We start from the raw sequence: 11105 nt of genomic DNA, 5'->3' as shown, positions 1-11105 counted from the left end.
CAAGAATGGTTAAAAACATAATCAAAACAACCAGATTATGTATATTTTTAAACTGTACTAAAAATGGGAAGCCGACAGTATCAATGAGCTTGATTTACCAGAAAGCACGATTCAAGCAATGGTTGGTTGGAAAGATAGTAGACAGCTTTCGAGATATGCCAGAGTCAAGGATTCGACTATTAAGAAGCAGTTTTTGAAGTAGTTGAAATAGTTAAATGGCGATATTATTATTAATATCGCCATTTAAATGTGAATTAGAACGGAATTGTTTATTAGATAATTTTAAACATAATATTTGTAGAGTCTTAATTAAGCTTTGATTTTCATTGATAATAATTTATTCTAAAAGAATCAAATTACCTTTTTTAATTTCCGATTCGGCTCTTTTCAATTTCATTCTAAAAATACAGCCATCCCGTTTAATTGCTGTAATCATTCTATTCCTATCATTAACTCCTTTAAAATTGTGACCAAAATCGTAAGTATCATTCAAAGAAAATAAGATATTTAAAGCAATATCCCATATATCATTTATCTCGTTCTCTGTAATACCAAAATTTCCATATTTAGACTTACGGTGTGAGTCAATTAGTTTAAGTATTTGTTTTGCTTTTTCAGTAGAATTTGGCACTATACCTAACTGATTAAAAATAGTAAGTTCAATACTAAAAATTGTTACAACAGTAATTAGTATTTCGTTGTTTAATCTGTCTTTAATGCTATTTACAATAGAAGAATATTCAAGAGCTTTGAAGAAATCTTTACTTTCAGCAAGTGTAAAAATTAAATTATTAAAAATTCTAATATCAAATATATCAATTTTAAAACTAACTTCTTTCTCCAGAAATTTTAAGTAATCTTGTGAAAATTCAAGCTTTTTTTCATATTCAGAGAAGAGTGATATTATTCTTAGAGTTTCATATAGCTGATGATTTTCTAGTCTTAAACCTCCGAACTTATGTTCAAAATAAATATCCTGTAATAAAATTACTCCAGGTTTTAATTTCCTTTTATTTATTGAATGAGCAGCAATCTCAAAAAGAAACTCTCCTCTTGGCTTTAGGCTAATGGAGTTAATTTTATTAGTTGTATAATCAATGAATGTTTGTTTGTCTACATCTAGGAGATTTATTAAAACATCGAGAATGTTAAAGTTTGTAAAGCTGTAAGAATAATCCAGATGATTACTGTTCGGAGCAGTATGTTTTGATGATTTATTATCAAGAAGTTCACAGAGAATATTAACTTTTTCTTCTTTATTGTTTATTACCTCACTCAACAATAGTTTTAGTAACGATTTAGTATAGTGTTCTACTTTAGGTATTATGTTTCTTAGAATCAGTTCTGCCTTTATATTATCACCTCTATCCTTACAAATTGTTGCATAAATAAAGGATGCCATTCCTTTAATTTCATTAAGTACTTTCTCTTTTATTTTAATTGGAGATTCAAACTTGCCATTAATTATTTCATCGAATATTTTAACTGCCTCATCGGTTTTGCCATCTAAATAATTATTAGCGTATATGTAACCGAGTTGCAATTTAGAATTCAAATAATTCGCATCTACAATTCCCTTATCTACAACTAATTGAAAACAGTCCATACTCTCCTGTATTTTCCCTAGTCTCCTATATGCTAATCCTTTAATATAAAAAACTGAACTAAAATAATCTAAAGTTGAATCATCCAAATCAAAACTAATCTTATCTAAGACCTCAATTGCTTTTTCATGTTCACCAATTTCTAAAAAAGAAACGCCCATAGCAAAAGTATAATAGTCTCTTTTCTCCTCTGGAAATTCATCAAAACCAAGAAACTCTTCGAACAGAGAAATAGCTTCCTTGTAGTTAAGGTTTTCATAATTATCCATAGCTAACGATAAAACACCTTTATCTTCCTTTTCTAATAGTTTCAACCATTCAAAGTTTAGGCATTTTTTTATAACTTCATTTTTTATATGGACATCATCATCAGAGTAATTAATTATTCCAGCCAAATAAAGTTTACTTTTTAATCGATCTGCAACTTGCTTTCCTTTGTTATATTCAATTTCGATAATTGCATTTCTAATTTCACGATCATTTAAGACAATCTCCCTTATGTTATCAATTGGTGCTTTGTCATATGATTTTAAATATAAGTCATGAACGATTTTGTCGATTAACTCAGGGGTACAATCATTATTTATCATTCTATCCTCAAGCTCTGAGCACACATCCCATGTAATTCTAGGATTACCATTTGTCCAATCGTAGATTCTTTTAGAAATCTCAGGATTAATGTTCAACTGTGCTGTTTTAATGAAGCTATCAAATTCTACTTTTGTAAAATCATTTAAATAAATTTTTTGACCAATATTAAATGGTGAAACCTTAGGATCTTTGATAATCTCAGTGGGTTCAACCACTCCAGAAAGTAAATATGTTAGATTACAGAATTCATTATAATTGACTCTAGCCCCAAAATAAGTACTTCTAATTTGAGAAAAAATTTGATCGGAATAGTTAGTCTTGGTTAATGCATCTATTTCATCCAATATAATTACCAACTTACCTCCATTCAGCGCTTGAAGTAAGATTCGTAATTCGTTAGTATGTTGTTTGTGAGGTGGAATATCCTTCAAGGTTTTCCTACGCTCCAGAATCAGATCTGAGGCTTTAGAAAATTTTTCAGGGTACGAATCAATTGCATTATCTATAATATTTTCAAAACATCCTTTAGGACTGGGAAATGTATTGGATAGGTCTATGTAGATAAACGCATCTCTGTCAGTCTCAAGTTGCTTCTTTGCATTAATAAGCAAATTAGTCTTTCCCATTTGTCTGGAAACAAGCACATAGCCTGGCCTTCCCATGTCAGCTATTATGTTTTTGACCTGAGTATCTGCCTCCCTCAAAGTATACAGCTCTTTGGGTATGATTGTGTAAGGTTTAAGAATTTTATTCATGATTAGTTTAGATCTCTCTGAGTTTCAATAAGCACTCTTTTTAAAGTATTATCATCAAATTTGTTGATTGTAAATAGTGTCTTAAAGAATTTTTTAACAAAGCGAGGTGAGCCTTTGGCTGAATTGATTAAATCTTCTCTAAAGCTGTGTTTTAATGGAATTTGAAATTCTGTAACGATGATTTCAAGTAATTTTTCAATATCATTTTCTAACCAATACTCTAACTTTACGAATTGTACATGTTGGTGAATCTTTTGTTGATTTTGAATAATATTTGGAGTTGGGTTTTCAATTGAAGAAAGTACAAATTTGATATTATTTAAGCCATTTAGGAAGCTATTCGATATGATAATAGAAAATAGTTTTTGAGTAAATTTCCTATATTCTTCTCCTGAACTAATTGGTATTTCTTCAATAAAAATTACTAGTTCTTTATCCTTATAAAATTTTAGTAAATCGACTAATTCTTTGATTATCTCCGTAAGCTCTGTAGATTGTGTGTGATAATCTACGCCATTAATATACGAACAAACCTCGTGAAGTAATTCTTTGAACAAACATTCCACTCCGTCTCCAATAAACGGAGCTAAATCAACAAGTATAAATTCTTTGTTTGTCTGTCTCAGATTTCGAATAATGAGATTTGTTTTGCCACACCCTGATGGACCGAAAACCCAAATACCATATTGAGTTAGTGCTAAATTAAAACTTTCATCAAAATCTCTTAAAACGTAATAAGGCTCATTCTCAAGATTGTAATAGTTGAATAAAACGTCATTAATCTTTGTGAAATCTAATAATTCAGGAGAGGGTATTTGATTGTAGGGACTAACATTTAAATCTTTAAAAGCTCTTGGTGAATTGAAAAGCATTAAACATACAGATAAGGCTGACTTTATTGCAATTTCTTGATTTTCGTTTTTATTTTTCCCTTTTTCTCCATTTGCAAAATCACAAATGCCTTTTACTAGTATCCAATCTGTCTTGTTTCCACACGCTGCATATACTCCAGCCCCCTCCATTTCTCCACCTTTAGAATCGGGATATTGTTCAAGCAACTTATTTCTGTGATCGTAATTGTCAATAAGCTCTTCTCCAGATAGAATTCTTGTGAATATCAATTCTGAGGTCTTCCCATGAGAAGTAACATGATTCCAATTTTTGATATTTTTAAATCGATTAAGTAACAATTCACTAGCTGTCGCTTCCTTGCCTCGTTGTATATTACTTTCGATACCTATTCTTTTTGAGTCATAAGGAATAATTGATTCAGAAATCAATACATCACCTATGTTCTGCTTGTTGTCGTCTATTCCAAACGCTATCCCAACCATAATAACAACCTTTACTTTCAACTTTTCTAGTGCACTTGTTAATGTTGTGATTGAACTACCTCTTCCAATTGAGCCCATTTCACATTGAACATGAGCAACCTTATACATTCCAAACATGCCAAAGTAATAAGTGAGATTTTTCTCATAAACTTGTAAAATACCATCAAACTTTACAATTGGGGATAAAGCAAGGTGTGTATGCTTTGTTTCAAGGTTTGTAGCAGTAATCAAAAGTATTAAGCTTTCATCTAACAGATATTGTATTTCTTCGAAATCGATTTCTTGGTATTTTACAATGTTCATTTAATAAGTAGAGTTATGAATGTAACTTAAGATATGGTAATTGATAATAAAATTTTAGTATTTTAGATAATTGTTAGTACATTAATTAAAGCATATTATAATTCTTTAACGATGTAGTAAAATTATTTTCAAAATTGGCTTTCAGCTAAACTTCAAGTTATTAAAATTAAAGGGTTCATATTTATAAATTAAATGTATGAGCTAATAATTAGAGTATCTAAATATCAACCTTGAAAAGGTCAATTGGAAAGCCTCAAAACTATTTTCGGAGAATGCAAATTCACATAAAGTCAATATCCTGCCATTCAACTCAACTAATTTAGGGGTTACTACTAGCAAATTAATTTCTTACTATATCCAAATCTTGAAATTTGTGGTTCTAGTTCAAATATTTTAGTAGTAGAGGGAAAAATGGCTTGAACCGTATCAATGAATTCTTGTTTGATTCTACTTGGGAACTTTGCACCCAAAATAAACTCAGCGACACAAGGTATAGGATATTTCATAGCACGATTTTCAATTCCGTTTGGATTCATAGTATAAAATCTAAACTCTTGTTCATATTCCCATTGAGATGACTTTCTTAAAAATAAACTCAACTCTTTATACAAGTCATTATAAATAAAACTATGTTTCATCACTTCATCAGAATAATATACTTGTCCAAAACCTACATCAGGTTGAAGTGCCTCAGCTAGCTCATCCGTTTTAAAACCTATGGCAAAGCCTGTATTATTTGCTCCATAATGTGCCCACATCACCTCACTTAATTCGTTGATAGTACAACTAAAAATACCATATCTATCAAATAAAATACTCTCTCTGAGCTCCATGTAGCTCTTCTCAAAATATGTCTTAGGATTATTCTTTATGAGTTTAAGTTGCTCCCTACAGATATTTTCAATGGTTTCACCTAGAAGTATTATACTTTGGTGTTGATACAAGTAGTCCTTTTTAAGTTTATCATAGAATAATGGGCTATCAACTTCTGAGTAATCAAATTGTAGTGGAATTCTGATATCAAACAGATCATTTAAATCTTTTGGATTTGCAAACCATAAATTTTGATTGGTAACCATCTCCTTATGTAATGGATTGTTCCAATCAGCCCTATATTTATATACAACTTTTGGGGCTAGCTCTTTTACATTTTCCCTTATCTGATCATAGTTATCATATATAATCATATATATTAGGTTTTGTTGGTTTATAGGTATAATGGAAATATTTTTCAGTTTAGAGAGAGTGTGGCTAATATGAAGTTGATACATTCCAGACTTCCATACAGTCAGCCAGCGTAACGTAGGCAAATCCCTTCACTTTTTTGACAGCACATATTTTCTTCTGTGCATAATTTTTAGACCATCCCATTAGTTGAGCAATTACTGAAGAATTGACGATTGTAGAAGCACTCATATAATTTGTATGTTAAAGTTTGACAGTTCACAAAGTTATCATTTTTGAGTAAGGAGAAAAAGGATGAAAACAGGATAAATGAGGATATTTTAGGTTCTATGTTTTCATGACTTGGATTTATGTTTTCATAAGGTGCTAATTTCATCCTATAGAAAGAATAATGGGCTCAACCATTGTATAACGATTATGTTATGAATGAAAACAAAGTAAATAGTTCTCGCACCGTTCAAGTTGGTTGCCGTGTGCGTCCAGAAGTATCCGAATGGCTGAAAACATCTGGCAACGTGAGTGATTTCCTCAATGAAATCATTGAAGACCGTTATGAAAACAAAGTTATTGTGGTCAATGAAAACATGATTGTTCTAAAGCTGAACGATGGTGAAATCATAGACGTGAAAACATTGCTCAATGAAAACCCTGCGTATGAAAACATTGAAAACATCGCCAAAATGGCAATTTCAAAGTATGTTTCTAATGTTTTCATCTATGGATTAGATGAAAACGATGAACGCTTGCTCACCCCTGAGCGTGAAGCTGAGGTAAAAGCACAGTTTCAAACGCTACTGGATGAAAACATGAACTTAATCAAGGATGAAAACATCCAATTGGTTAATGAAAACAAAAAGCTTCAGGATGAAATCAATGTTTTCATGAATCGTGAAAACGTTGAAAACATCTCTGAAAACATTGAAAACAACCCTGTTTTCATCAATCTACAGAATGAAAACAAAAGGCTTCAGGACGAAAACAATGTTTTCAAGAATCATGAAAACATCAGCATTGAGCCTGAAAACATTGAAAACAATCCTGTTTTCATTCAGCTTCAAAATGAAAACAAAGCCCTTCAGCTTGAAAACACCCGTTTGCGTGATGAAAACAACGAAAACACCATGCTGGATAAGTTCAAGACTTTCAAGCTGGCTAATGATGCAGGTCTCAATAACCTGATTGCTGAGGTAGTTCGATTCTCTGAAAAGAAGGCTTTTGTTCGTGTTGGCGCTGGAGTATGGAAAAACCACTATATCAAGGGCTTTGAAGAAATCACTCAACCATGAAACAAATACTCGCTACACTCACCCTAGACACCAACGGACAAATTGTAAGCTATCAGAGTCACGGGGAAATGACACTTGAAGAATTTCAAGCATTTTCGGAAGAGGCTCTGGCATTACTTTCCAAGAAAAAAACTTATGATGCTGCCGTTATCAACAACGAACTCAAACTCGATATGATTGGAAAATACATGACCGCAATGGGATGCTTTCGAGCCGATGGAGCGATTGATTTTGAACCCGCTTTTCGTCCTGTTTTCGAAAAACTGATTATCGAATGGGAAGAACGAAAAACCTTGATGGGAAAGGTCAAAGCCCAACTCAAAGCAGGTAAAAAGAAAGTAGCGTCCTTCTTTGTCAACCTTGGTTTAAAGTACGCTGGCAAGGGTCTAGCAAAGGGAGTTCAATACGTAAAAAAGTAGCACCATGATTTTTTCAGAAAAACTAAAATTAATCACAGAGGGTGCGGAAATAGGCAATTCCATCCTCACGGGGATGAGTTCACCACCTGAACGAGTGGAAGAGCCACCAGCACCCAAACAATTGGAAGGACTATTTGATAATCCTTTCAAACCTCAAGTTGTAGCCCAACAGGTCGTCACACCGCAATATGTACCCAACATCGACCAAGTGATTTTGGAAGGAAATGCAGAACTAGAGACCGAGCTAATTTTCTCCTACGTAAAAACGGGTACGGGCGTGCTACGAAATATCGTGGCAGAGATGTCAACCGAAAATGGTGACGAAAAGCTGGTCGAAGATTTTGAAGCGAATCTTATCCCATTAAGCGACGAAGTCAAAGCTGCTCAAAAACGAGTGGAGCAAAAGAAGAAAATCCAACAAGATGAAGGATTAGAAGATACCGAATCTATCCGAAAGTTTGTCAAGTTGGTGATTCTGGAAGACCTGAAGAAAAAGGCACGTGAAGGCAGATACCGACTCCCAAGTAAATCCGCCATGATTTACGATTTGGTGGTACTGATGGGTTCAAATATCATTGCTCATAATCCTCAGGCGCTTTCAAACTTTACCGTAAAAGTATTCAAGAAAATCAAAGCCAAAATCACCTAGATATGAATCCCAAAGGAAACGTTTGGGGCTTCTTTGGTACTCGAAACACAGGAAAGACCTACGAAGCCTTACAACTCTCACTCGATTTTCGAGTCGGAGCTTTCAAAAATAACCCTAAAAGAATCATTGTATTTGACCATTCGAATAACTCCAGCTACAAGGAAATCACCAAGGTGGTAACATTTGAAGAATTGGAAAGACCCATGCCTAAAAATGCAGTGGTCAAGCTTCAATCGGATGATTACGACAAGTTTTCTTATTACTGTAGCAACTATGTCAAAAATGCGGTGGTCATCTATGACGATGCAGGCTCATTCTTTGGCTCAGGGACGATGACAAAAGCACAAAAGCAGCTTTTGAAAACACCGAAAAATAACGGCTTAGAGCTGCTACTTCAATTTCACTACTTCGGAGGTACAGAGGTTTCACCTGACCTATTGAAAATGATGAATATGTTGGTATTGAAGGAAACAGGCGATGATTTCAATGACCTACCCACGAAGGTTCAACCTAGAAAAGAGATTGCCTATTTGATGTATGACATTGCTGTTCAAAACACAGAGCTTCCTGAGAACAAGAAATGGACAACCAGATACTTTGACAAAGAGGAATATCGTGTAGGCGTGCGAAACACCGAGCAGGTAGAATGGATTGATGGGAAAAAGTACTTTCCTTTTGCACAACAGAAACTAGAATTTAACCCCAAATAGCACCTATGTTAGATTTTGAAGATGAATCAGAAAATGCCAACTACGGATTAATAGCCAAGTTGTTTTTGCTCATTTGCGCCATCGTCGGCATGGTAATATTGGGCATGAGCCTTCTGATGAAAAAAAGAAGTGAAAAGAGCGTAGTAGATAATGCTACTGTCATTGAAGAACCCACCGTAACACAGAATACCACAATAATGCCCATAAAGCTAGACAAATCAGAGCTGAATGAGCTGATAAGTGAGCAATTTGAGTTGGACGAATCAGAATCTATCGGTTTTCAGCAAGTCAATGAAGAATCGGTAGAGCTACGAAAACAGTTTGAAGACACCATCAAGATTGATTCTGTGATTTTGTATGAGTTACTTCAAAAACACTTTGGAAAGCCATTTAAGGCACTCTACAACCACGAAGTAACTGAGCTGGTACAAATTGTCAACCATGATAAGAAAATCTACGAGAGCCTAGATATTGACTCTCAGTTCGCAATTCTCAACTGGAAAACCTTAGAAAATAATGACCCTTCGTGACACCTTAGACCTACTATTCCTATGCGTAATTTTCTTTGTCGGGTTTCAGACCCATCGCAAAAAAGTCAAGCAACAAAAGCTTCAGCTAGAGACAGAGGTACGTAGCTTTAGAAACATGGTGATGATGCAAACCACCTTTTTGAAGTTCCAATACTGTCTGGCTATTCAAGCAAGAAGAGAAGTTTTACCACCACTAGACTATTTCAGAGAGCTGCCAGACTTTCACACCATGCTCAAAAGAAATGAAACTCCAGAACTGGAACAGTATTTCTCAGAGCAAGAAATCAAAGACTTTTTACAACCTCTATGAAAAAACAGATTTTAACCCAACTACAAGCCATTAAGAAGCTATCTCAGAAATTCAATCTCTCAGGTCAGCTACTCATCGAAGTCGAAACTAATGATGTGGCAAAGTTCGATGCAGCCATTGAATCCATCAAAGAGTTCACACGCTACCGTAACAGTTTTACCATTAGCAAAAGACTCTTTGTTCAGGTCATCATGGCATAACCTACAAACCTCTTTAAACCATGTTTACACTAAACCTATTACTCATTCTTTTGGTGGTCTTTTGTCTAGGAGCAATAGTAAGAACCCTAATCCAGAGAAAAGACCGCTATTCACGAACCTACCAAACTCAAACTATGCAAGCACCACAAATGCAAGATATGATGCAAGCCTATTGCGACAAGCAACAATTATCCCTCAATCCAGAACTACAATTAGGTAGAGGTATCACTAGAAAAGAAATCAAAGAATTACCCATTGGATTCACACCAATCTTAAAATCAAGATAAGATGAAAATCTATCCACCTTCAACACTAACCGATATTTGCAAAGAGTTAAGCATCACCAAAGGTCATGAAAAGAAACTCAAAGCTGATGTGAAGTATCTTCTTTCGTGTTTGAAGGTGGATGCTCACAAGGAAAAGTTAAAAACATTGGGTTTTGATCCAGATAAACCTGCTTTACGTAAAAAATTACCCTATCCTGCTATCGACTATATCTACAGGGAGGTATTTAGAGCGATGTAGCTCTGATTAGTCCTCTATTACTCCCTACTACCACCATATTACCTCCAACGCCCTAAAAAGCCATCGTAACTTTGTAGCTGCAAACAAGGAAAAATCAACCTAGCAACAAAACCTATTTATCATGTCAAACATTATTGATTTAAACCCTAGTCAGGAAAGTACTCCTCCATCAAAGAGCGTAAAGTACAACCTCCAAAACGGTGAAGCAGAAGCTAAAGCCTGTCTTATAGCTGGTCTTCGCTCAGGGAGTATCCTAAGTGGTCGCTTTGTCACAGATGGCACTTTCAAAGCCGTGGATAACGAGACTGAAATCACTGCCACTGCTGAGGAGAATGTCATTCTTAAGCACGTGCAGGATTTTGACTTAGCATATCCTCCAACCGTTGAGAGTATCCGTGTGAAGGTCAAGTCTGAATTGAACCAGCTCGCTCAAATGAGCAAAAAATTAGAGGTAAACACTACTTCTCGAAAAGGTGAAACCACTACCCGTGAGATTGAAGCCAAACATGAAGGTGGAGATTCCTTTATCTATCATGTCAATGAGCACATCACTTTGAACAAGCATATTATTTTGCCACTTCTTGAATCTATTTCGGTAGATGTTGAGGTGAACTATGCTGAGTAAGTCTTAGTGCTCTTTGTTTCGTTTTAGGTTCTCATATTATCTCTATTCAACATGAATTTCGCAAAACAGTATCAAAACA

Annotated in this window: 14 protein-coding genes; 10 read left to right on the top strand and 4 right to left on the bottom strand. The window is 34.5% G+C overall.

The genetic code is table 11. From position 1 onward, the window contains the following. Positions 1–337 precede the first annotated feature (337 nt). The 4 genes from GVN22_RS26040 to GVN22_RS26025 form a co-directional block, all read right to left on the bottom strand. Complete coding sequence (locus GVN22_RS26040) at positions 338–2950, bottom strand: AAA-like domain-containing protein (protein WP_166553941.1); 2613 nt, start codon at positions 2948–2950, stop codon at positions 338–340. A gap of 2 nt (positions 2951–2952) precedes the next feature. Further along, positions 2953–4587 carry a hypothetical protein gene (locus tag GVN22_RS26035; RefSeq protein ID WP_166553940.1) on the bottom strand — a complete coding sequence of 545 codons (1635 nt, stop codon included), beginning with the start codon at positions 4585–4587 and terminating at the stop codon, positions 2953–2955. 332 nt (positions 4588–4919) lie between these two features. Next, the gene (locus GVN22_RS26030) at positions 4920–5774 is read right to left on the bottom strand and encodes a DUF2971 domain-containing protein (RefSeq protein ID WP_166553939.1); all 855 of its coding nucleotides are present in this window, start codon (positions 5772–5774) and stop codon (positions 4920–4922) included. A gap of 64 nt (positions 5775–5838) precedes the next feature. After that, positions 5839–6003 (bottom strand): hypothetical protein, encoded by a 165-nt coding sequence (locus tag GVN22_RS26025; RefSeq protein ID WP_166553938.1) that lies wholly within the window; start codon positions 6001–6003, stop codon positions 5839–5841. Positions 6004–6194: 191 nt separating this feature from the next. Here GVN22_RS26025 and GVN22_RS26020 point away from each other — a divergent pair, with 191 nt between their 5' ends. The 10 genes from GVN22_RS26020 to GVN22_RS25975 all read left to right on the top strand — a co-directional run bounded on the left by GVN22_RS26020 (position 6195) and on the right by GVN22_RS25975 (position 11026). Further along, positions 6195–7058: a hypothetical protein gene (locus GVN22_RS26020; protein ID WP_166553937.1), complete on the top strand. Its 864-nt coding sequence runs from the start codon at positions 6195–6197 to the stop codon at positions 7056–7058. Then, entirely contained in the window at positions 7055–7477 is a 423-nt protein-coding gene (locus GVN22_RS26015) for a hypothetical protein (RefSeq protein ID WP_166553936.1), read from the top strand. The genes GVN22_RS26020 and GVN22_RS26015 overlap by 4 nt, the downstream gene beginning before the upstream one ends. 4 nt (positions 7478–7481) lie before the next feature. Continuing rightward, positions 7482–8126 carry a hypothetical protein gene (locus tag GVN22_RS26010; RefSeq protein ID WP_166553935.1) on the top strand — a complete coding sequence of 215 codons (645 nt, stop codon included), beginning with the start codon at positions 7482–7484 and terminating at the stop codon, positions 8124–8126. Positions 8127–8128: 2 nt separating this feature from the next. After that, a complete protein-coding gene (locus GVN22_RS26005) occupies positions 8129–8836 on the top strand; it encodes an iron-containing alcohol dehydrogenase family protein (protein WP_166553934.1) in 708 nt (235 codons plus the stop codon). Between the two features lie 5 nt (positions 8837–8841). After that, positions 8842–9366: a hypothetical protein gene (locus GVN22_RS26000; protein ID WP_166553933.1), complete on the top strand. Its 525-nt coding sequence runs from the start codon at positions 8842–8844 to the stop codon at positions 9364–9366. Then, positions 9353–9676: a hypothetical protein gene (locus tag GVN22_RS25995; RefSeq protein WP_166553932.1), complete on the top strand. Its 324-nt coding sequence runs from the start codon at positions 9353–9355 to the stop codon at positions 9674–9676. The genes GVN22_RS26000 and GVN22_RS25995 overlap by 14 nt, the downstream gene beginning before the upstream one ends. Continuing rightward, complete coding sequence (locus GVN22_RS25990) at positions 9673–9876, top strand: hypothetical protein (protein WP_095167638.1); 204 nt, start codon at positions 9673–9675, stop codon at positions 9874–9876. The genes GVN22_RS25995 and GVN22_RS25990 overlap by 4 nt, the downstream gene beginning before the upstream one ends. Before the next feature lie 20 nt (positions 9877–9896). After that, positions 9897–10163, top strand: coding sequence for a hypothetical protein (locus GVN22_RS25985; protein WP_166553931.1), 267 nt, complete (start codon positions 9897–9899; stop codon positions 10161–10163). Between the two features lies 1 nt (position 10164). Continuing rightward, positions 10165–10401 carry a hypothetical protein gene (locus tag GVN22_RS25980; protein WP_166553930.1) on the top strand — a complete coding sequence of 79 codons (237 nt, stop codon included), beginning with the start codon at positions 10165–10167 and terminating at the stop codon, positions 10399–10401. Between the two features lie 121 nt (positions 10402–10522). Further along, the gene (locus GVN22_RS25975; RefSeq protein ID WP_166553929.1) at positions 10523–11026 is read left to right on the top strand and encodes a hypothetical protein; all 504 of its coding nucleotides are present in this window, start codon (positions 10523–10525) and stop codon (positions 11024–11026) included. Positions 11027–11105: the final 79 nt, after the last annotated feature.

Source organism: Cellulophaga sp. BC115SP (genome assembly GCF_009905545.1).
Classification (GTDB): Bacteria; Bacteroidota; Bacteroidia; order Cytophagales; family Spirosomataceae; genus Flectobacillus; species Flectobacillus rivi.
The sequence above is the reverse complement of the archived record's forward strand: the minus strand, read 5'-3'. Positions and strand labels throughout refer to the sequence as shown.

Excerpts from the sequence above, each read along its gene's own strand:
- GVN22_RS26040 (WP_166553941.1), bottom strand. The coding sequence starts at position 2,950 with ATGAATAAAATTCTTAAACCTTACACAATCATACCCAAAGAGCTGTAT.
- GVN22_RS26035 (WP_166553940.1), bottom strand. The coding sequence starts at position 4,587 with ATGAACATTGTAAAATACCAAGAAATCGATTTCGAAGAAATACAATAT.
- GVN22_RS26030 (WP_166553939.1), bottom strand. The coding sequence starts at position 5,774 with ATGATTATATATGATAACTATGATCAGATAAGGGAAAATGTAAAAGAG.
- GVN22_RS26025 (WP_166553938.1), bottom strand. The coding sequence starts at position 6,003 with ATGAGTGCTTCTACAATCGTCAATTCTTCAGTAATTGCTCAACTAATG.
- GVN22_RS26020 (WP_166553937.1), top strand. The coding sequence starts at position 6,195 with ATGAATGAAAACAAAGTAAATAGTTCTCGCACCGTTCAAGTTGGTTGC.
- GVN22_RS26015 (WP_166553936.1), top strand. The coding sequence starts at position 7,055 with ATGAAACAAATACTCGCTACACTCACCCTAGACACCAACGGACAAATT.
- GVN22_RS26010 (WP_166553935.1), top strand. The coding sequence starts at position 7,482 with ATGATTTTTTCAGAAAAACTAAAATTAATCACAGAGGGTGCGGAAATA.
- GVN22_RS26005 (WP_166553934.1), top strand. The coding sequence starts at position 8,129 with ATGAATCCCAAAGGAAACGTTTGGGGCTTCTTTGGTACTCGAAACACA.
- GVN22_RS26000 (WP_166553933.1), top strand. The coding sequence starts at position 8,842 with ATGTTAGATTTTGAAGATGAATCAGAAAATGCCAACTACGGATTAATA.
- GVN22_RS25995 (WP_166553932.1), top strand. The coding sequence starts at position 9,353 with ATGACCCTTCGTGACACCTTAGACCTACTATTCCTATGCGTAATTTTC.
- GVN22_RS25990 (WP_095167638.1), top strand. The coding sequence starts at position 9,673 with ATGAAAAAACAGATTTTAACCCAACTACAAGCCATTAAGAAGCTATCT.
- GVN22_RS25985 (WP_166553931.1), top strand. The coding sequence starts at position 9,897 with ATGTTTACACTAAACCTATTACTCATTCTTTTGGTGGTCTTTTGTCTA.
- GVN22_RS25980 (WP_166553930.1), top strand. The coding sequence starts at position 10,165 with ATGAAAATCTATCCACCTTCAACACTAACCGATATTTGCAAAGAGTTA.
- GVN22_RS25975 (WP_166553929.1), top strand. The coding sequence starts at position 10,523 with ATGTCAAACATTATTGATTTAAACCCTAGTCAGGAAAGTACTCCTCCA.